Here is a 21,836-nt window from a genome sequence, read left to right as displayed (position 1 = left end):
CCTTTTTTGTATGATTAGAATTTATTTGACTATACATTCGATAGGACCACTAGCAATTGTCTTTTTTCATAGCGTACCGAACACAATACTGTAGAAATATATTTCTAAAGTATTGTGTTCACTTTACACATAAATAGTGAGAAAATTTCACTTACCCTAAATGAAAAGGTAATAGAAGTGTTTATAGAGAATTACTCGTAGATTCAATTTTTATCCCCCCATTTTGTGGGGAATGATTGCCTAGTGGTAATGGGATAAGGTTGAGCTACTTTATTAGGGGGAGTGGTTCTATGTTTAATAAAAAAATGGTGGCGATGGCAATGACTGTACCGTTAGTAATGGGGACGATTTCTACGGTTTCGGCATTGGAAAAACAACAGCAAGTAAAGTTAGAAGCTTATTCGCCACAGAAAAAAGCAACTGAATATTTAAAAGAAAATGCTGCGCAGTATGGATTGAAAACAGACCTTTCAGACTTGCAATATATTTCTACAACAGAAACGTCAGTAGCTTCATATGTTAGGTTCCAACAAGTTGTTAACGGTGCGCCTGTATTTTCAAAACAAATTACAGTTACTCTTAATGGAGAGGGAAAGGGAGTACTCGCTGTTTCTGATTATCAGCCTGTTACAGGTGTGAAGGAAGTAACGACAAAAATTAGTGAAAAAGATGCAATACAAAAATCAATGGCGTATGTTGGAGAAGCAAGTGAGCAAAATTTATGGGCTCCTACAGATAAAGAGTTCGGATATATTGTTGAAGAAGGAATTGCTCGTCCAGTATATAAAGTTGTAGTCCATTCTAATAATCCATTTGGTGCATGGGAAACATTTATTGATGCAGAAAATGGAAAGTTAATTAAAAAGGTTGATATAAACCGAAAAGCTGAAGGGTCAGGAAAAGTATTTTTACCTAACCCAGTCGTATCTAGCGGTAGTAAAGTAGGCTTAAAAGATAATAACGATGCAGATTCAACAGCTCTAACGAACCAACTGAAAACTGTTACGTTAAAAGGTTTAGATGGAACAGGATTTTTAATTGGAGAATATGTAACGATTTCTTCAAAAGCGAAAACAAAATCTACGAATTTACAATTTAACTATACACGCGCAAATGATAGCTTTGAAGATGTTATGTCGTACTATCATATCGATACATTGCAACGTTACATTCAAAGTCTAGGTTTTAAAAATATTAATAACCGTTCGATAAAAGTGAATGTTAATGGTACAACTGATGATAACTCATTCTATTCTCCATCAACAAAAGCTTTAACTTTCGGTACTGGCGGTGTTGATGATGCAGAAGATGCTGGTATTATCGCACATGAATATGGGCATTCGATTCAAGATAACCAAGTTCCTGGCTTTGGTAGTTCAGCAGAAGGTGGAGCGATGGGAGAAGGATTTGGCGACTTCTTAGGTGCTACATATGAAGATGCAGTATCGACTACTGGATATGGTAAAGCATGTGTTGGAGAATGGGATGCGACAGCTTATTCTAGTTCAGATCCAACATGCTTACGCCGATTAGATACGAATAAAGTATATCCGAAAGATATAACGAATGAAGTGCATGATGATGGTGAAATTTGGGCTCAAGGTCAATACGAAATGGCACAAGCTTTTGGCCGTGATGTAGCAACGAAAATCATTTTACAATCACACTGGTCATTAACACCAAACTCTAAATTCAGTGATGGAGCGAAAGCGATTAAGCAAGCGGATGCTCTTTTATATGGCGGACAACATGCTGCTGATATCGATCGCATTTGGGCAGCGAGAGGCATTAGTACGAATTAATATAAAAAGTCGTGGCATTAAGCCACGACTTTTTAATTTGCTTACGAACTGGTACTAGTAAATAAAGCTATATCAATGTTAGTGTGAATATATCCGGATCCCATTTACTTTTTAGCTTCTTTAAAAACAAAATGCTCTTTAAATTTTCTAGATTCAACTTTTTGACCATTTCGCATCGATCGGAATGGGTGTTCTTGCCATGTAATAATAACATCAACCTCATCCGCTTTTGTAGCAACAGGTAAATTAGCGTGTTCAAATCCAGTTTTTCCACTTGCTAAACGACTTTCCTTTAGGGAAAAGAGTTCATATTTCGTTTTCTTATTTGGTTCGTTGCGGAATACTTCGACGTTTACGTTATATACCTCACTATTCCCAACATTCTTTACTGAAAAATGATATGTTTGAAATTCATCTTTTTTAGCTTGAAGCATATTCTTGTTTGTTTTTTTCGGTTTATCAATATTCACTTGCCATTGATCAGAGTTTTGAGAGATTGGTAAAGATTTTGGTGAATAGGCGTATGTTTCGTTTACTACAATTAGGCAAAACAATAGGAGAAAGAAACTAATTGCTTTTTGCATATACACACCTCGCTATAAAATTTTTTATTAATATGCGTAAATAAATTGGGTTTTATGTAAAAATTGGAAAAAGGTGACGATTTGATTCAACTACAATTGAATAAATTGGAAGAGATAGTAAATGGTGAAGGATTACAAGAATCATTTCATTATATAGAGATGCAAGGCGTCTGTATTGACTCTAAAAAAATTACGAAAGGGAATTTGTTTGTTCCGATTATTAGGGTGAAAGATGGACATGATTATGTAAAAGAAGCGATGGAAAAAGGTGCGGCTGCTTCTTTATGGAAAAAGTCTTACGGTGATCCTCCAAAAGGAATACCGATTATTTTTGTAGATGACACATTACTTGCACTGCAAAAAATAGCGCGATATTACCGAAAGACAAGTAATGTGAAAGTTATCGGAATTACTGGTAGTAATGGAAAGACAATGGTAAAAGATATAATAAGCACGATATTAAGTACAACTTATCGTGTGCATAAAACGAAGGGGAATTTAAATAGTCAAATTGGTTTACCACTAACGATTTTAGAAATGAAACAGGATACAGAGTTTTTAATACTTGAAATGGGAATGAGCGAAACGGGACAAATTCGAAACTTAGCACAAATAGCACAGCCAGATGTAGCGATCATTACAATGATTGGACAGTCACACTTAGAAACGCTTGGATCAAGAGAAGAGATTGCGAAGGCTAAATTTGAAATTGTAGACGGATTAAATGACGGTGGACTGTTCTTATATAATGGTGATGAGCCATTACTTTCTCAAAATATTAATATGCTAGGTATAGAAAGTAAGTCGTTTGGTGGAAAGTATACAAATGATTTGTTTCCAACGAACGTACAATTAGATGAATATGGTGTTCATTTTAAATTAAATCATTCAAAAATACAGTACGATGTTCCCTTACATGGAAAACATAATATTTTTAATACGATTGTCGGAATCGCTGTAGGTCAATTTTACAAAGTCCCTATAGAAAAAATACAAGAAGCATTGCAGCAAATAAACATTACACAAATGCGCTTTCAGTTTTTAACCGCTAAAACAGGTTTTACAATTATTAACGATGCATGGAATGCCAGTCCTTCCTCCATGAAGGCTGCAATTGAAACGTTGCAGAAATTAAATGCCTATAAGAAAAAAATTATAGTGATTGGGGATATGTTGGAGTTAGGCAAGAAAGCTGAAACATATCATAGAGAAATTGGTGAAATGTTAAATGAGGAGAGCATTCAATATGTATTTACGTATGGAGAGTTAGCCAAAATTGTAGCGGAAGAAGCAAGAAAGAACTATCATACAGGAAAAATAAAGTCATTTGATAATAAAGCCAAAATAGCAGAGGAAGTATTGAAAGTTATAACGAAAAAAGATGTTGTTTTACTGAAAGGTTCACGTGGAATGGCTTTAGAGGAGATTGTACAAAACTGGATGTGAAAAATCAAAATATATTTAAAAGTGCTTGCATTTTATAGGGTGAAGAGTTAGAATACTCTGTAAATATAAAAAGTGATGATCAGGAAAAGTACATGGTGCAAAGGTCTACAGAGAGCAGCCGGTTGCTGGGAAGGTTGCGATACCGCATGATGGAAAGACACCTGTGAGTGTTGCTTTGAACGTGATTATTAGTAAAAGCAAACGGTACCTACCGTTATCAGGGCTAAGATGGTCAGTATGACAATTTGGGTGGTACCGCGGAAAAAAATCCGTCCCTATTTATAGGGGCGGATTTTTGTATTCTTTGAAAGGGGGTGAGTGACCGTGGATGATGACGATGACAACAATAACGTAAATAAATATAAAATTACTGGAGGGAAAAATAATGGATTCAATAATGAAGCGTTCACTCACAAAAGAATGTACAAAGCAAAGTGGAAAGGTTGTATTACTTCAAGGATGGGTAAAAAAAATTCGGCACCTTGGAAATGTTAGTTTTTTATTATTACGGGACAGAACAGGAGTAATTCAATGTGTATTAGAAAATGAATTGGCCGGATATAAAGTTGATGTAGAAAGTGTTGTCCATGTAATCGGTGAGATAGTCGAGACGTCGAAAACGGAATTGGGTATTGAAGTACTTGCTCATGAAGTGAAAGTAATAAACGGTGCAGAGCCACTTCCATTTGAAATAAATAAAAAGAAGTTACAAGTTGGCTTAGATCAACTACTTAATGAGCGGGTAATATCATTAAGGCATGAGCGAACTGCAGCGATTTTTAAAGTGAAATCTACACTCGTTCAGAGCTTTAGTGAATTTCTAATAGAGAACGATTTCACACGTATATTTACTCCGAAAATTGTTTCACAAGGGGCAGAAGGAGGAGCAAATGTTTTTAAGCTTCCATACTTCCAAAAAGAAGCTTATTTAGCACAATCACCACAGTTCTATAAGCAAATGATGGTAGCGGGTGGCTTAGAACGAGTTTTTGAAATTGCACCTGTATATAGAGCGGAACATCATAATTCTTCCCGTCATTTGAATGAATATATATCGTTAGACGTAGAGCTTGGTTTTATTCATGATTTTTATGAAGTGATGCAACTAGAAACGGATGTTTTACGATATATGTTTCAACAAGTAGCGAAAAAATGTGAAATAGAACTACAACTATTACAAATAGAAGTACCTGTTATTACTGAAATACCTAAAATTACATTGTTAGAAGCACAAGAAATTTTGAAAAGTAAGTATCGTAAAGAATCTCCTGTAGGGGATTTAGATACAGAAGGTGAAAAGTTACTAGGGAAATATGTAAAGGAAACATATAATAGTGAATTTGTTTTCATTACACATTATCCGAAAGAAGCGAGACCGATGTATACGATGCAAAATAAAGAGAATCCAGCTATTACTGATTCATTCGACTTATTATATAAAGGGCTAGAAATAACGTCAGGGGCACAGCGAATTCATAATTATGAAATGTTACTCGCTTCGTTTAAAGAAAAAGGATTACACCCAGAGAAATTTCAATCTTATTTAAATACATTCCGATACGGTTGTCCCCCGCATGGAGGTTTCGGGATTGGGTTAGAAAGGATTGTATATAAAATATTAGAATTAACAAATGTACGAGAGGCTAGTGCTTTTCCGAGAGATTGTACTCGTCTTATACCATAATATTAAAACCCTTCTATGAATATAGAAGGGTTTTGTATATTTAAACATAAGTTAAAGAGAAGAAAAATATCTTTTTGTGTGAAAATATGTAAATTATATCGAGAACATTTTATAATAAATTGAGAAAAAGAAAATTCATAAGTTATAATGAAATGTGAATATAAAAAAAGTTCATATAATAATGTATGGAAGGGTATGAAACATGTTATATCAAACTCAAGCAACACAACAAACACCAGCTTATATAATCTATCTTCTTGATGTAAGCGCATCAATGAATCAAATGATGGATGTAGAGGGAGAAGAAAAAAGGAGAATTGACATTGTAACGGATGCTCTTTCTTTAGCAATTCGCCAAATGGTATTTCGTTCGACAAAAGGTAGTCGATTGCTTCCAAGATATAAGTTATCTATTTTAGCTTATAGCGATCAAGTTTTTGATCTTTTGGGTGGGGTGAAAACAATAGATGAAGTAGCAAGACTACGTCCACTAGAAAAAATTCAAACGCATCGTTTAACTGATACAGCAAAGGCTTTCTCTGTAGTGGAGAAGTTATTGCAAAAGGAATTACCGAATTTACAAGATGGGCCAGCTCCTGTTGTTTGTCATATGACAGATGGTGCTTCAACTGGCGAAGATCCAGAATTAATTGTGCGAAGAATTATGAATATGTCTGTACCTGATGGAAATGTACTAATTGAAAATATCTTTATTTCGGATGAAATTATGCAAGAACAAATTACTAGTATAAAGAAGTGGGAAGGGATTATGCCACATACAGAAATTACGGATGAATATGGTGCAAAGTTGCAACGACTTTCCTCTCCTATCCCTCAAAGTTATCGTGAGATGATGACTGAGTATGGTTTTCATATTGGGGATGGTGCAGTGATGATGTTTCCAGGTACAAATGCAGATTTAGTATCACTTGGATTTCAAATGTCTGCTGCAACGCCGGTTCGATAGGAGGGAGAAAAATAGTGAAGTATATCCTGTCGCAAGAAAAAGAAACAGTATTACAAGAGAAGAAAGGTGAAAATTTTACATATCGATATAGTTACGTAAGAGCTAAAGAAACGCAAGACTTAAATGAGAGTGGACAAGATTTTCTTATATTTCAAGATAATGGGACTAGTGTTACCTTTGCATTATGTGATGGTGTAGGAATGTCTTTTCATGGTGAAATCGCTGCGAAATTTCTTGGTATGAAGTTAGTAAACTTGTTTGATACATGTCAAGAAAGTGGACTGGATATTGCTACATTATTAAATGAACAGTTAAATAATTGGATAGAAGAAGCTTCAGAGGAAGTGAGTGCATTTCGCTTGCCAGAAGAAACACCGTGGTTACTACTTGATGTTTTGGAAGAAAAGCGAACAAAAGGTAGTGAAACGATGTTTATTGGCGGGAAAATAGAACTCATTCCAAATCAAGATAAAGTACAAATAACGATAGTTACACATGGTGATTCATTTGTACAATTGTTTCAAGATAAGGAGAATTGTTCGAATATAATGAAGTTTAATAGAAATATAGAGAAAAGATGGTCTACACAGCGAGGCATTATTGGTGGGGAATTGGCGGTTTTTTCAAAGGCATTATCTAGGCAAGAAGCTAATCGGATAGTTATTCACTCAGACGGACTTGTGCCGCTTATGCAGTATAATTTTGAGGAAGTGTTAAAAGAAATTGAGAGGGCACAGAACTCTCCGACAAGCGATGATATTTCATTTTTAGATGTTTCTTGGTAACAAACATGATGGAGAAAAAGGTGAATAAATGTGGAAGAGATTATTGTGACATACATAAAACAGTCAAATGAAGAAATTGATATTGCAATTCCAAATGACGTAAAAGTGGTGCAAATTATTGAAGCGATTTTACATCATGAAAAAATAGATGAAGCATTAAGCGAGATCTATGAAATTAGAGTGGCAAAAGATAAAGAAGAGTGGCATTCTATTCGAAATGATGAAACGTTACGCGATAATGATGTGTGGGACGGACAATATGTAATGCTACATAAAAAAGGAGCAATTATCCCTTCTTTTGAAATGATGCCAGCAGAAGAAGTTTATAATGAACCTGTTAAACAAGATATGTCTTCTAGTGAAGAAGATTATGTATGGAAAATCATTGAGTAATAGTTTTTGGATGGGGAAGGAGAAATGTTTTGTGCAAAAATCACCGTATTTTCAACGCTCTCCGCGTGTGAAAGTAGATATACCAACAGGGAATGTTATTATTCATGATCCACCGAATATACCGGAGGAGCCGAAATTTTCAATTGAAACGATGATATTGCCAGCGGCGATGACAATTTTGACGCTAGTATTATACTTTGTGATGATGAAGGTTATGAAAATGAATTCAAGCTATATGCCTCTTATGATGGTTTCTAGTATTCCTATGTTAGGGTCATATATATTTACATCGATGGGGCATTTACGTAGAAAGAAAGAACATCGTCAAATGGTTGAACAATTACAAACAAGATACTTAGAGCAAATTCAAAAGCGTCGAGTGGAATTAGATACGTTAAAGGTTGAACAAGCAAAGTATTTAATTACACAAAATCCAAGTCCATTAAAAAGTGTGCAAAGAATTGAAAATCAAGAAAGTAACTTATGGGAGCGAACACCCGAAAGCCCAGATTTTTTAGATATTCGTATTGGAACGGGGGAAAGGCCATTCCTTGTAGAGTTGAAAGTGCCTGAGCAGAAAGGCTACGAAGAAAATCCATTAGTTACAGAAGCACAAAATGTCAAAAGGGATTTTACTACAATTCCTAATGGACATATTTCAATATCTTTGAAAAAAAATGATGTAATTGGTGTAGTTGGAAATAAAGAGGATAGGTTGAACTTTATTCGAATTGTAACGACGCAAATTATGACACATCATGCGCCAAATGAAGTGAAAATAGCAGCCTTTTATCATGAGAAGGAGAAAAAACAATGGGATTGGATGAGATGGCTTCCTCATGTATGGGATGAGCAGAGGAGTATGCGTTTTCTATCTGAAAATCAACAAGACGCTCAGAAATTAGCTGAAGCGTTGTTCACACCACTTAATATGCGTAGAATTTATAATTCCTCTGCACAGGCGGATGCGAAAATACCTTTAATCCCAATGTATGTATTTTTCTTATCTGCGAGAGAGTTTTTAGAGGATGATCCTCTAATTCCAATGTTACTTAGAGAAGGAGAAAGTGTCGGAGCATCTACGTTTATATTTGCAGAACAGAGAGAACGATTGCCGATGGAATGTGATCTTGTTATTAGCTTAAACGGAGAAAATGGTGAGTTAGTAGAAACATTTTCAAGCTCAGCTGAAAATAGCGGGACAACGCGTGCTAGTTTTAAAGTAGACCGACTTTCATTCGAACGATGTGAATCAGGTGCGCGAAGTATTGCTCCTATTCGAATGAAAAGTTCTACAGCGGCTAACATACCGAAAGTATTAACTTTTTTAGATTTGTTTCAAGTGAAAAAAATGGAAGAGTTACAAGTGCTAGAGAGATGGGATAAAAATCGATATCCGACTTCATTGCCGGTTCCAATCGGTGTAAGAGAAGGAAGTAAACCTGTGTTTCTAAATATTCACGATAAAATTGAGAAGAAAGGACATGGTCCGCATGGTTTAATGGCTGGTACAACAGGTTCAGGGAAAAGTGAAGTGATTCAGTCTATTATAGCCGCATTAGCGGCTACCTATCACCCTCATGAGATGGCATTTATGCTTATCGATTATAAGGGTGGCGGAATGTCAAACACATTTGCAGGATTACCACATATTATCGCATCTATTACAAACTTAGAAGATCCGAACTTAATTGAGCGTGCAAGAATATCATTAAAGGCGGAATTAGAGAGAAGACAAAAATTGTTTATTCAGGCTGGGAATGTTCAACATTTAGATGAATATTATGAAACAAGCTGGCGTGAAAAAGAACCTTTGCCACATTTATTTATTGTCATTGATGAGTTTGCTCAAATGAAAAAGGAACAACCAGAATTTATGGACGAGCTAATTAGTGTCGCTGCAATAGGAAGGACATTAGGAGTTCACTTATTATTAGCAACCCAAAAACCTTCGGGGGTTGTAAATGACAAGATTTGGAGTAACTCGCGTTTTCGAATTTGTTTACGTGTCCAAGATGATGCGGATAGTCGTGAAATGTTAAAGATTCCAGATGCATCAAAAATCAATGTACCAGGACGAGGGTATCTCCAAGTTGGTAGCAATGAAGTATTGGAATTATTCCAATCAGCATGGAGCGGAGCACCTTATAATCCAGATGAAGAGAAAGTTCTTGATATTGTTGATTTTACAGAAGTTAAGCTCTCGGGTGAAAGAATAAAAGTGAAAAAGCGTCCAAAACCAATGACAAATAGTCCAAAGCAATTACAAGCTTTTATTCAATATGTACAGAACGTATCCGAAAAAGAAAATATTACAGCGTTGCCAGGACCTTGGTTAGCACCTTTACCAGAGAAACTATTATTAAATCAATTCTATGAAATAGAGAATTGGAATGCGGATGTATGGAAGCAAAGAGAAGATAAATTGCAGTTAACGGTAGGACTAATCGACGATGTGGCAAATCAAGCGCAGTATCCTTTGAAATTAGATGTTCAAGAGGGGCATTTAAATATTTACGGTATGCCAGGTACAGGAAAAACGACTCTATTACAAACAATTATTATGTCTCTGGCATTGTCTCATACACCAGAGGAAGTAAACTTCTATGTAGTTGATTTTGGTCGCATGTTTTTAGACTTTAGAGATTTACCACATGTGGGTGGAATTGTACAAGAAGACGAAGTTGAAAAAATGAAACGGTTGTTTAGCTTTTTGAAGAAGGAAGTCACATATCGAAAAGAATGTTTTTCTGATAGGGGAGCAAAATCTTTCGCGATGTATAACCGAATGGTAGAAACAAAGATTCCAGCTATTGTCGTAATGATAGATGGTTATATTAGGTTCCGTAGTGAGTATGAGAAGGAAAATGAAATTTTAGAGCAATTATTACGTGAATCAAGTACGTACGGTATTTCTTTTCATTTATCACTCAACCAAACAACTGATATGTTTGACCGTGTTCGTAACAATATTCCGATGGCAATTTCGTTTGAATTACAAGATAGAACAGAATATTATAGTTTAGTTGGAAGACCAAACTTCCCATTAATTGATGTACCATCTGGACGTGGTTTAGCGAAAGGGCAGCCCCCAGAACTATTCCAAGCAGCATTGCCTTTCATTGGAGAAAATGAATTGGAATATTCTAAGCAATTAAAAACAATTATTCAAAAAATGAATGGAGCATGGACTGGAGAGAAAGCAAAATCAATTCCAATGGTTCCGAAACAGTTGTTTATTGAAGACATGCTAGAGCAATCAGAATCGTCACAAATTTGTGTAGGTATCGAAACAGAAGATATTCGCTTGCAAAACTTTTCATTGGAGGAAATGACAAATATTTTCATTGGAGGAAGAATTGAAGGTGGTAAGACATCTTTATTACAAACACTAATTTTTTCTCTTACCTATCAACATGCACCTGAAGAAATTGAATTATTCATGATTGATTTAAGTGAAAAAACAACGGGTATTTTGGCTCTTGGAGAATTACCACATGTTAAAAAGCGAATTACAGATGGAATGCAATTAAAAGAAATGTTAGATGAGCTGCTAGAAGTAATAAATAACAGAGAAGTGGTCATGCCGTCTTTAAATCCAAATGAAAAAATGAAATTTCCATATTCAAGGATTATTATTGTTATTGATGATATTGATCAAATGCTGGCGTTATTATCTACTGATTTTGATGCGAAAAATAAAATAGAGCAAATTGTTCAAAATGGAAGAAATAAAGGGATCCATTTTGTTGCAGCTGCTACAACTTCAAGTGTAACTAATTATTCACATGAAAAATGGTTTGCGGAAATCAGAAAACGAAGCTGTAGTTATTTATTAGGCACTACGCAAAATAATGATGTGTATTTCTTTAATATAAAGCTCAAGCATACGGAAATGGATCAAGAATTCCAGAGTGGGGAAGGATATTTTGTACGCAGGAAACCTATGAAAGTAAAATGTGCTTTTACACCACTACATTTACTACATGATTTAACAAAAAAGATTGCTAGAAAATGGTTAGAATCGACAGAAAAAATATAAAACTGGGGTAATTTGCAAAAAAATACTATTTTTTTGTAAACTAACCCTTTAAAAATAGTGTGAATATAGTTTATAATCTAATTGTTATGATATTAATAGATTGAAAGGGGAAAAGCAGAATGGCAGAAATTAAAATTACACCTGAACAACTTGATCAAATCGCTGGACGCTTTACAAACGCAGCAGCTGAAGCTCAACAACAAATCAATAACCTAGGAAATGAAATTCAGAGTTTAGAGGGACAATGGTCTGGGGCAACACAAGATAAGTTCAGAGCGAACTTTGAAAGTGCTAGACAAGAAATGCAAAAATACATTCCGATTCTAGAACATATTTCTACTGATTTGAAAAACATTGCTACTAACTTCCGTAACGCGGATAGCTCATATTAATAGCAGAACAATTGCAAAAGACCAGGAGCTATTGTTCCTGGTCTTTTCTTTAAAAATCGTCATATGAGAGCAAGGGGATAAAATGGGATTCAGGCCAGAAGTAGGAGAAAAAATTATTTTAAATAAAGATGCGTATCATTTTTCAAAGCATCCAGCAGTTATGGGAATTGATATGCCATATGGGCAAGAAGGTAGACAAGGAACGGTATATCAGCTACAACATGAAAATAGTGTAGAACGAATAGCATTAAAAGTTTTTAAGGAACGCTATCGTGATGAAAAACATCAATTAGTATTTTTGAAACCACTTTCTTCCTTAGCGGGTCTTAAAGTATGTTCACGCTACATTGTTACAAAAGAAGAACATACATCTGTAATTGAAAAGTCAGAAGATCTTGCGAATAGTATTGTGATGCCTTGGATTGAAGGGCCAACTTGGGCTGATATTTTACAAGAGCAACGAATGCTATCAAAGCAACAATGTTTTTTTATTGCAGAGGCATTTCTAACAACACTTAAGATAATGGAAGAAAATGAGATTGCTCATAATGACTTGTCATCTAGTAACGTACTAATACCTTTTCTAAGTGAAAATCCTATTGAAGGTCAACACCGTATTGAGCTTGTTGATGTTGAGCAAATGTATGGCCCAAAAACGAAAAGACCTTCATTATTGCCAGCAGGTTCAGCGGGTTACGCACCAAAGTATTTGACAAGTGGAGTATGGCAAAAAGAAGCCGATCGATTTGCTGGTGCTATATTATTAGGAGAAATATTAAGTTGGTGTAGTGAAGAAGTTCGAAATAAAAAATGGACTGATGCAAGTTACTTTAAAACGGAAGAAATGCAGACAGAATGTGAAAGATATGCATTACTTCAGCAAGTATTACATAATCAATGGAATGGGGAAATTGCACAGTTATTTAAGCAGGCATGGAATAGTAAAACTTTTGCAGAATGTCCAAGCTTTGCACAATGGCACGATGCATTTAATAGTGCAAGAGAGATAATAAAAATTGATACAGAAAAGCAGTCAGAACAAGAACAGTCTCTTTTTGTATCGAAATGTTTGGAAATTGCAAGATTATTAGAAGAGAGAGGATTTAAGCAAGCGGCATTATATGAATATAAAACAATTTTCAATTCACTTAATCCATCAACTGCTCTAAAACAAGAACTCGCATATATCATTCAAACAATAGAGAGTCAAGAGCCTGGAATAAACTCAAAAAAGGTGCTACAAAGTTATTTGGAACTAGCTACTGAATTGGAGAGAGAAAACAATGCAGAATTTGCTTGTTTCGTCTATTCACGAATCGTACAATTTCCAAACATTGATCATGCGTTAAAAAAGGAAATTGAAAGCATTATTGAGGAGATAAAAGAAGAACAAGAAACATCATTTACGGAAGCAGCAGCTACAATTACAGTTCCAAATAGCATTCTACAGAGCCGAAAACAAACAAAAAAACAAGTTGAATATGATATAGATGATGAAATTTTAAATGCAAAAGCATCGAATCAACCTCTTACATTAACGCATGAACAAAAAGAACCGTCTGCCTTTTCAAAATGGTGGAGCAAAAATAAAAAACGTATTTTGATCATTGGTTCAATTACAATTGTCGTTATAGGTGGTGCTACGGCGTATTACTTCTATACAACGAATGCTAAATATCAACACTTTATGGAACAAGCAAGGCAAGCCTATCATGATAAAAAATATAAACTTGCAGAAGAGGCTGTTGGTCATGCAATTGCAGTGAAAGGAAAAGACGAAGCGCATCTTCAATTAGCAACAATTTACGTTGCTGAAGGAAAGAATAAAATTGCAATCGACTATATTACCAAATTAATAAAGGATAGAGAAATTGATAAAGAAAATAATGAAGCTGCCTATTTATTAGCTTCAGCAAATTTCCGCATTGGAAAATATCAAGAAGCAGTTCCGAATTTCGAACAAGCATTAGCGAATAATGCAAAAGGAATTGAACCGTATAAAAAAGATGCAATGAGAGATTTAGCTGTAAGTCATATGAAGATGAAAGAATTTGAAAAGGCGGAAGACGTTATCGTCAAAATGAGCACGAAAACAAATGAAGATAAGGCGATTGTTTCGTATTTAAAAGGACAACTAGCTACGGCAACTGTGCAGTTAGACAAAGCTGAATCGTTCTTTAAAGAAGCTATTACACAAGATTCAAAGAACGCTATATATACAATTGAACTTTCAAACTTATATGTGCTTTGGAATAAAACAAATTTAATTGATAGTGCGAAAAAAGAGGCGAATTATCAACAAGCATCTCAAGTATTACAAGCTGCAATCCAAAAGGATATGAAAAATATAGAGTTACTAAATCAACTAGGAATTGTATATTATGAAGCTGGTCAATTTTACGAATCGCGAGATGGTGGAAAAAGTAATGCTGCGTATCAACAAGCATTAGAAGCTTATAATCGAGTTGTCAACAGTGGGACCCGAGATACAAATACACTTGTGAATATAGGGATTTTATACGATAAAGTGGGACAAGGAAATGAAGCCGAGAAATTTTTCGCAGAAGCATATTCGCAAAATGATGAAGATCCACATGTGAATTTTGCATTTGGGATGTTCAAAATTAAACAAAAAAAATATGAAGAAGCGAACCGCTTCTTAAGAAAAACAGTACAAGCAAATGAAAATGAAGCTGAAGTAAGAGCAGCACAAGAAAAACTAACAGAAATGAAAACAAACGGCTGGATTCAATAAAGATGGGAAAAGGGGAAAATGCATGGAAGAGAACAATAATAATTTAGGGAAAAAAGTTGCTATATCAGTAATGTCAGCAGCTTTACTTGGAACATCAGGATATCTTGTGTATGACAAAGGATTTAGCACAGCAGGAAGAGAAACCGTAAAACTAGCAAGTAATACAGAAGAGAAAAAAGATGATCGTATTACAGGAAGCAATTTACAATCTATGTTCCCAAATTTAGTTGCTGATCCTGCAAAAAAAGATGACAAACCTGGCGAAAAACCAAACGTTAATTTAGCAGACCTAATCGGAAATAATAAATCACCAATTACACCAGTGACGTATAAGCCAGATGATGTGTCGGTGGAAAAGAAAGATCCACTAATCAAATTATCAGATGCACCAGCGCCACAAAAGCCGGAACTGCCAACTAATATGGGTGGTCCTATGGTGGAGCCGAGTAAAAATTTGCCGGATAGTTTGGTGGATACGGGTAAAACACCGGGTGATGGAAAGACGCCAGGTGGCGATAAAGAACCAGAGAAACCAAAACCAGGTGATGATAAAGAACCAGAGAAGCCAAAACCAGGTGATGATAAAGAACCAGAGAAGCCAAAACCAGGTGATGATAAAGAACCAGAGAAACCAAAACCGGGTGATGATAAAGAACCAGAGAAACCAAAACCGGGTGATGATAAAGAACCAGAGAAACCAAAACCAGGTGATGATAAAGAACCAGAGAAACCAAAACCAGGTGATGATAAAGAACCAGAGAAGCCAAAACCAGGTGATGACAAAGAACCAGAAAAACCAAAACCACCAGTTCCACACGATCAAATTACTGTATCCCCAATAACTGGAGATATTTTGGTGGAGTGGTATGCTGGGAATGGAGAAAGGTACTCGTCGGTATTTTTCAATGATTATTATGATAAAGGACAAAGTTCTGATACATTGAATAATAGGGCTGAATATTCCAAGGAAAATAAAGAGTTAACACTTATATCTCAATTGAATACATCTTCAAATGCAAAGACAATTGCTGATGATAGATTAACATTGGACAATTTGGGAGAAATTTTAGCTAATAAGGAGAATTATTCGAATCAAAGTGAATTATTTTATTTACGTAACCAAATGAATACACTTAAGAAAAAGGATAAAACACAACAAGAGTTACAAGCATATTTAAATGAAAATAAGAAAGAGTATATTCAATCTGTCGCAAAGTTAGTATACGATAAGGCTGTACAAGAGGAGAATGTTTGGTTAAATAACCCAAATGATATAGTTTCTTTAGAACAATCTTTAAGTAAATATTACTTAGTTACTTCGGTGCTTGAAAGTGTGGATCCTAAATTAGTAGAGGCTGTAAATCAACGTGTAGAAAAGATTTTCTACAAACTATTACAAGAAGAATTAAAAAATATTAACATTGAAACACCAGTAGTGACATCTAAAAATGATACAAAAGAAAACGTAAATCCAGAGAAAGCAACTGCAACTAGCAGTAATGGAGGACAAGCGGTTAAAGAAGATAATACGAATAAAACTGGGGCGTCAAAAATAGCTAGTGAGAAAGAGCAAAAAGATCAATTAATTGAAGCTAATAAAAACAACAAAGAAAATATGAAAGAAGTAAATCATAAAGACACAAATAGCAATGATACAGATGGTCAAATGAAACCAGAAAAACCAGAAAAACCAGAAAAACCGGAAAAACCGGAAAAACCAAATCCGATCAATCAAGCGATTGAGCAAATTGAAACATATTTAAATCCTGAAAGTCTAAACTATGAAAATGCTTTACTATTAGCAAATCAATGGATTGATGTCGCAAAAGATCAACCAAAAGAAAAATTAAATCAGCAATTTAGTATAGCTGTAGATGGACTTAGAGGACAGATGAAAGACCCTGAACTTTCAGTGGAAGATGCCTTAAAGAAAGCAAACCTATTAGCAAGTACGGCAAGGGTAGAACAATCTGTTCGAGATGAAGCAAATAAAATGTTAATGCCACTTATGTTTGAAAGAAAAGCAAATGAGGCTGCAAATAAAGGAGAATATTATACAGCTGTATTGAATATTGCCAATGCAATTCGCACAAACCATCCATTGGAGCGCTCCAGAGAAGAAATGGTGAATTATGCAAATAAACTATGGGAAAAAACAGAAGTCGAATGGGAGCAAATCAATGGAACACCAGATTGGCAAGAAAAGGCTGAGAAAACTGTACTTCCATCGTATACATTATTGGCACAGTTGAAAGATATCGATAAAACAATTGAAAAAATCGTTGGTATGAGTGTTATTGACAATGCGTCGAAAAAGATGGAGGGAATCCAACTAATAGAAGTAGCAAATACAAAAGCGAATCAGAACGGAAAGCTTTACGAAGCTTTACACTATTATGGACAAGCTTCCTATCGTGGGGTTAATGATAAAAAAGGATTTTCGGATGTCGCAAATCGCGTATTAAAAGAAGGGGGGAAAATTGAAAAGAGTAATTACCTATCAGCTTTAGAAATCTATCAAATTCTTTATAAAACACCGGGGATTGAAATGACTGGAGTGAAAGATAAAGCAAAAGTTGCCATTGAATATTTAAGTACATTTGATGCTGCTAATAAAAAGGCTACTCGTATAAACACTATTGAAGATTTAGCATCAGTAGTTGAGCTAACTCATCAAGCGATGAACTTAGGATATCAGCAGGCACCTGCAAAAGAATTTATGAAAGTTGTCTCTGAAAAAATGTTACAAACAGGTAAAGGGTATTTAGACAAAAATGACAACAATAATGCATATAAATGTTTTGAGTTTTTAACTCGACCACAATATGCAACAACGATTGATGGAGAATTGCGCCAAAAAGCAATGGAGAATTTAGAAAAAGTAAAAGCTATGGATGCTCAAAAATAAGTAGATAATAAGTTCGCCATCTTATTTCAAGTAAGATGGCGAATTTTATTCCAAATAAGGAGTGAAAGTTAATGAGTTTACTAGAAATTTGTCCATTAGATGAGGCGTTAGTGGAAGCTTTACAGAATGAAGAAAAAAGAGTTCGTTTCTATGAGATATTACAGAAATCAAATTTGTACGTTGTTGCTTCTGTAGAAGGAGATACAACTGTAGATGAAGAAGGGAATTTGATTTCAACTGATAATACACAATTGCAAATTCATTATTTTGAAATGGAAGAAGGATTAATGTTACCACTGTATTCTGATTTGAAACATTTAGAAATGGTTATTCCAGAAGAATGTCCGTATGTCTCTATGAATGCCATTGAATTATTAAAGACGATAGATTTAGAGGCAAATGTAATATTAAACCCAGGAACAAAATTTCAAAAATTATTTGTAAAGGAAGAAATTGAAGCGATTTGTGATAACAGTATTTTTGATGTTTTTTCTAAAGGGAATAAGTAAAAATTGATGCAGTTCTATTTCTTTTTGGTATAAAATAGAGGAAGGTGGGAGAAGGTTTGGAAATTAAGGTCAAACCTGAACAACTCGAACAAATTGCCAAAAACATATCAGAGATGCAAACACACAGCCAGACCATACAATAAAATCTCAATCAATCTATGTTTAGTATTCAAATGCAATGGCAAGGAGCAACGAGTCAGCATTTTTATGGGGAATATATGAGATCAATGAGACTCATGGAATCTTACATACGTAACTTACAAGTTACAGAAAAAGAATTACGGCGTATCGCTCAAAAGTTTCGTCAAGCAGATGAAGAATATCAAAAGAAACAAAATGAAAAATTGAAAGAAACCCATAAAAAAGAAAAGAAACATGAAAAATCATGGTGGGAAAAGGGAATAGAAGGAGCAGCTGAATTCATTGGAGTAAATGATGCAATTCGTGCAGTTACCGGTAAAGACCCTATTACAGGAAAAGAATTATCATCAAAAGAAAGACTCATCGCCGCAGGATGGACGCTCCTAAACTTTGTTCCTGTTGGAAAAGTGGCAAGTCTTGCTGGAAAAGGAATAAAGTATGTCGCTTCTAGCTTTGGGAAGACGATTGTAAAAGCAGGAAAAGGGCTAGGCGAAGGAATATCAATGGTGGCTGGAAAAGCTGGAAAAGCAGCTGTCGATGGCATAAAAACAGCCAGCCACAAAGTAAAAGAGGGTGTAAACTTTGTAGCCTCCACAGCAAAAGGATTTGCCGACAAAATCGGCAATCTATGGAACAAAGGTGCCACAACCGTAAAAACAACTTTCTTGCAGGGGAATGAAAAGATCCAGCACGCAGTAAAAAAATTACTGGAATACAAATGGATCCCAGGCGAGGGAAAAGGCTTCGCCATGGCTGGAGTAGGAAATGTCTCAGGAGGACAGTATTCTCTGAAAGAGGCTTATCAGTATATGGAGAGTAAGGTTGTTAAGGGTACGGGTGAAGGTAGTAAGATAGAGAATATATCTAAATTAACTACAGAAGATATCCCGACTGCAAAAAGTGGCAAATTTAATGATTTCTTTAATTCTCTTTCTAGTGCAGAATTGGATGGATTATGGAAAGATAAAAAGATTAGAAAGAAAATTGAACGTCAGCTTAGAGAACCTGGTGGTTTACATGAATGGCATTTAGTATCGAGGGCTCCACAATTCAAGTTTTGGGATATAAGTGCTGAAAAAATTAAAGATTTAAGAACAGCAATATCTGATGTTAAATTTGTAAATCCTAAAGGCGTTCATGGGGGATTAGGTTCTACAAAAGCACATAATGAATTATTGGCAATTATTGATACATCAAATGACTATAACACATTTATTAGAAGACTTAATAATTGGGCTTACTATAGATTAGAGGGTGGAATTTCATCATTGCCAGAAGGATTAAGATTAAAATAGGGGTGTGTTATTTATGGAAAAGCAAGGAATGGTTTCAATATGGTTAGGTAATATTAAAACACAAAACCAGTTAGAGAAATACGTCAATTTAACATACGATGAAGACGGAGAGTCTGTACCTTCTAAATTTTTTGTAGATTTCAATATTGATATGGATGAAACAGATGAGGATTTTATTGAAAAAGCGGTATTAGAAGAAAAGAGTGATAATATCTCTGCTTTATTAGAGGGGTGTTCATATGAGGAAATTATACTACCTAAAATTAGAGGATATGTTAACGTAAATAAGTTATATAACGCTGTTATTTTAATTTACAATTTTGAGTACGAGAACCTAGTTAACTCTTTTGAGGATTTTGATTATATTACTTCTACTAGTTACTTACAATAGTAATTTTTTGATTGAAATTTGAATAAACTGCTGAATAGTGAAGAGCGTTAATCTTATATTAATTTGAAACCTTGATGGGCTATATGCCTCTCAAGGTTTTTATAATTTTATGTTAAAATCAAAAGCTTATAGTAAAAAGAAAAGTGCATGGGATTGGTTACAATGACTTTATAAGTATTGCAACTACACTTACTACTTGATATATACTTTACATAAGAAAATAAAAAAGCTCGTGGTGTTAAAGTTTAAATATACATTAGCACATATACGAATGGAAAATAAAGTACATGTGAAGTGGATAGAAAAAATAATAGGGTGTTTGAGAATACGTACTCCATGATGGTTGTACCATCATGGAGTACTATGTGCAATGATAGAATAGAAAAGGAAGTATGAGCTTAGGCGAGATGACATTTTACATGGCGATGAATATAGACATATGGAATGTATATTAAACTAATGAACTCGTACAAACTCGTAAGTTTTAACGTAACACTTGTTGCGACATGTAAAAGGTGTCATACTTGTACTACAAAACTTACAAATTTATGCTACTTAAAAACATATGAATTTAAAGCACTTGATTGTCAATTAAAGGCAATAAGTGCTTTTTTGCGTTTTAGCATAGAAATTTAAAAGAGCATTATAATTTTATAAGTGCATTAAGTGTTAAATTTTTATTGTTGTTTTATAGATTGTAATGGCTATGTACAGTGTACGACGATAGTAGAGGAAAAAATAAAGGGTTGTGTTATTTTTTGAAGTCATCGTAAAGTACGTTTTAACGGATGGACGTTATGCATACGTTATCCGCAAAAAACGGGTAAACGTTACAGGGACTTTAATTGCTGTAACGGGAAGGGGCTCAATATGGGAGAGAAAGTAGTTGGTTATGTACGAGTTTCAACGGAAGGACAAGTGCGTGAAGGGTATAGCCTAACGTATCAAGTAGAAGAAATTGAAGGGTACTGCATCGAAAATAAACTACAACTGCTTCACATATACGAAGATTAAGGAATCAGCGGAGCGAAAGTAGATGAAGATGGATTAACAGTTGAACGTGAGGGATTAGAAGAGCTATTGTCGGATATGGCGTAGCAACAAGTGAGTCAAGTTGTTGTACTAAATACATCTCGTTTATGGCGCTCAGACATGGCAAAAGTGTTAATACAACGAGAGCTAAAGAAATATGAGGTAGATGTGAAAGCAATTGAACAACCAAATTATAGTATATACACGCATGACCCAAATGACTTTTTAGTAAATGGTATGTTAGAGCTATTAGATCAATATCAACGTCTTGAGATTGCATTAAAGCTAAGTCGAGGTAGAAAGAAGAAAGCAGAAAGCAGAACAAGGTGGATATGCGGGGGGCGGTGTGATGTTTGGTTATAGAGTAAAGAAAGGACAAAAAGTGTTAGAAGTAGATACGGAGAAAGCAGTGGTTGTACGTAGACTATTTGAGTTAAGACACTTTTTTAAACATTGGTCGCTGACTCAATTGGCAGAACGACTAAATAGGGAAGGGTATTGTACTGAGAAAGGAAAGTTGTTTACGAAAGTGCAAGTGAAACGTATGTTAGACCGAGAGAACTTTTATCGAGGGGTATATACATACGGGCAAATACAAACAATTGGGAAACATCCAGCAATTATTTTATAAATTCACTTAAAAAATTAGCTCATTTTACTATACATACTACTAGAGTTATGAAAAATGGATAGGCTTGCGTACCTATGCG

The 21,836-nt window shown here is 34.9% G+C and carries 13 protein-coding genes, 2 pseudogenes and 1 other annotated feature; of the genes and pseudogenes, 14 read left to right on the top strand and 1 reads right to left on the bottom strand.

Annotation, left to right across the window (positions count from 1 at the left end):
* The first annotated feature begins 290 nt into the window (after nucleotides 1-290).
* Nucleotides 291-1,802 (top strand): M36 family metallopeptidase, encoded by a 1,512-nt coding sequence (locus ACO6VI_RS14160; protein ID WP_000482274.1) that lies wholly within the window; start codon nucleotides 291-293, stop codon nucleotides 1,800-1,802.
* A 104-nt stretch (nucleotides 1,803-1,906) separates the two neighbouring features.
* On the opposite strand, the gene ACO6VI_RS14155 is transcribed toward ACO6VI_RS14160, so the two are convergent.
* Nucleotides 1,907-2,386: a hypothetical protein gene (locus ACO6VI_RS14155; protein ID WP_001167912.1), complete on the bottom strand. Its 480-nt coding sequence runs from the start codon at nucleotides 2,384-2,386 to the stop codon at nucleotides 1,907-1,909.
* A gap of 81 nt (nucleotides 2,387-2,467) precedes the next feature.
* Here ACO6VI_RS14155 and ACO6VI_RS14150 point away from each other — a divergent pair, with 81 nt between their 5' ends.
* The 13 genes and pseudogenes from ACO6VI_RS14150 to ACO6VI_RS14090 all read left to right on the top strand — a co-directional run bounded on the left by ACO6VI_RS14150 (nucleotide 2,468) and on the right by ACO6VI_RS14090 (nucleotide 21,757).
* Nucleotides 2,468-3,832 carry a UDP-N-acetylmuramoyl-tripeptide--D-alanyl-D-alanine ligase gene (locus ACO6VI_RS14150; RefSeq protein ID WP_065483398.1) on the top strand — a complete coding sequence of 455 codons (1,365 nt, stop codon included), beginning with the start codon at nucleotides 2,468-2,470 and terminating at the stop codon, nucleotides 3,830-3,832.
* A 66-nt stretch (nucleotides 3,833-3,898) separates the two neighbouring features.
* Nucleotides 3,899-4,112: a binding site (T-box leader), on the top strand.
* Between the two features lie 105 nt (nucleotides 4,113-4,217).
* Nucleotides 4,218-5,516, top strand: a complete 1,299-nt coding sequence (gene aspS / locus ACO6VI_RS14145; RefSeq protein ID WP_000377339.1) for an aspartate--tRNA(Asn) ligase — start codon at nucleotides 4,218-4,220, stop codon at nucleotides 5,514-5,516.
* 202 nt (nucleotides 5,517-5,718) lie between these two features.
* Nucleotides 5,719-6,483 (top strand): vWA domain-containing protein, encoded by a 765-nt coding sequence (locus ACO6VI_RS14140; RefSeq protein WP_000966848.1) that lies wholly within the window; start codon nucleotides 5,719-5,721, stop codon nucleotides 6,481-6,483.
* Nucleotides 6,484-6,494: 11 nt separating this feature from the next.
* Nucleotides 6,495-7,268 carry a hypothetical protein gene (locus tag ACO6VI_RS14135; RefSeq protein WP_024927870.1) on the top strand — a complete coding sequence of 258 codons (774 nt, stop codon included), beginning with the start codon at nucleotides 6,495-6,497 and terminating at the stop codon, nucleotides 7,266-7,268.
* A gap of 30 nt (nucleotides 7,269-7,298) precedes the next feature.
* Nucleotides 7,299-7,661 (top strand): EsaB/YukD family protein, encoded by a 363-nt coding sequence (locus ACO6VI_RS14130; protein ID WP_000391139.1) that lies wholly within the window; start codon nucleotides 7,299-7,301, stop codon nucleotides 7,659-7,661.
* Nucleotides 7,662-7,692: 31 nt separating this feature from the next.
* A complete protein-coding gene (essC, locus tag ACO6VI_RS14125; RefSeq protein WP_063547146.1) occupies nucleotides 7,693-11,703 on the top strand; it encodes a type VII secretion protein EssC in 4,011 nt (1,336 codons plus the stop codon).
* 119 nt (nucleotides 11,704-11,822) lie between these two features.
* A complete protein-coding gene (locus ACO6VI_RS14120; protein WP_000807833.1) occupies nucleotides 11,823-12,095 on the top strand; it encodes a WXG100 family type VII secretion target in 273 nt (90 codons plus the stop codon).
* A gap of 82 nt (nucleotides 12,096-12,177) precedes the next feature.
* Complete coding sequence (locus ACO6VI_RS14115; RefSeq protein WP_000506911.1) at nucleotides 12,178-14,850, top strand: tetratricopeptide repeat protein; 2,673 nt, start codon at nucleotides 12,178-12,180, stop codon at nucleotides 14,848-14,850.
* A 22-nt stretch (nucleotides 14,851-14,872) separates the two neighbouring features.
* Nucleotides 14,873-17,758: a hypothetical protein gene (locus ACO6VI_RS14110; RefSeq protein ID WP_063547147.1), complete on the top strand. Its 2,886-nt coding sequence runs from the start codon at nucleotides 14,873-14,875 to the stop codon at nucleotides 17,756-17,758.
* 71 nt (nucleotides 17,759-17,829) lie between these two features.
* Nucleotides 17,830-18,267: an SseB family protein gene (locus ACO6VI_RS14105; protein WP_029438092.1), complete on the top strand. Its 438-nt coding sequence runs from the start codon at nucleotides 17,830-17,832 to the stop codon at nucleotides 18,265-18,267.
* Nucleotides 18,268-18,323: 56 nt separating this feature from the next.
* Nucleotides 18,324-19,703: pseudogene (locus tag ACO6VI_RS14100) on the top strand (WXG100 family type VII secretion target).
* Between the two features lie 13 nt (nucleotides 19,704-19,716).
* On the top strand, nucleotides 19,717-20,094 hold the full coding sequence (locus ACO6VI_RS14095; protein WP_000414798.1) for an immunity 22 family protein: 378 nt from the start codon (nucleotides 19,717-19,719) through the stop codon (nucleotides 20,092-20,094).
* 870 nt (nucleotides 20,095-20,964) lie between these two features.
* A pseudogene (locus ACO6VI_RS14090) lies at nucleotides 20,965-21,757 on the top strand (recombinase family protein).
* The last annotated feature ends 79 nt before the right edge of the window (nucleotides 21,758-21,836 follow it).

The sequence above is a fragment of the Bacillus sp. PSXD-155 genome (genome assembly GCF_049310765.1).
Lineage (GTDB): Bacteria > Bacillota > Bacilli > Bacillales > Bacillaceae_G > Bacillus_A > Bacillus_A cereus.
This window is presented reverse-complemented; position numbering and strand designations above follow the sequence as displayed.